This is a genomic window from Neisseria sp. HMSC074B07, assembly GCF_001810355.1.
GTDB lineage: Bacteria > Pseudomonadota > Gammaproteobacteria > Burkholderiales > Neisseriaceae > Neisseria.
Map to the genome: position 1 here is coordinate 1 of NZ_KV800984.1, position 335 is coordinate 335.

Annotated in this window: 1 pseudogene; it reads left to right on the forward strand. The window is 56.4% G+C overall.

Annotation, left to right across the window (positions count from 1 at the left end):
- Positions 1-335: pseudogene (locus HMPREF2726_RS12140) on the forward strand (RHS repeat family protein); the annotation flags it as partial.

A 335-nucleotide genomic window follows, 5' to 3' on the forward strand; every position in this document is an offset into this window, starting at 1 on the left:
GGATTGGTATCGGAATACGAATACGACCATTACACCCCGACCGGCAAGGTGTTGCGCAACTGGACTTCTTTGGGCGAGGAATGGCGCTTTACCTATCACGACGGTTATACCGAGGTGACCGACGTGTTGGGTCGTACCGAGCAATATCATTACGATTACAACAACGAGTTGACCAAGCGGGTGTTTGCCGACGGCAGCACCCATCTGATGGAACGCGACGGTTTGGGCCGTCTGCTCAGCCATACCGATGCGATGGGGCGCGTTACCCGTTATCAGTACAGCAACGAGGGACAGGTTGAGGCCATCGTCCGCCCCGACGGCGCCATCCTGCATTT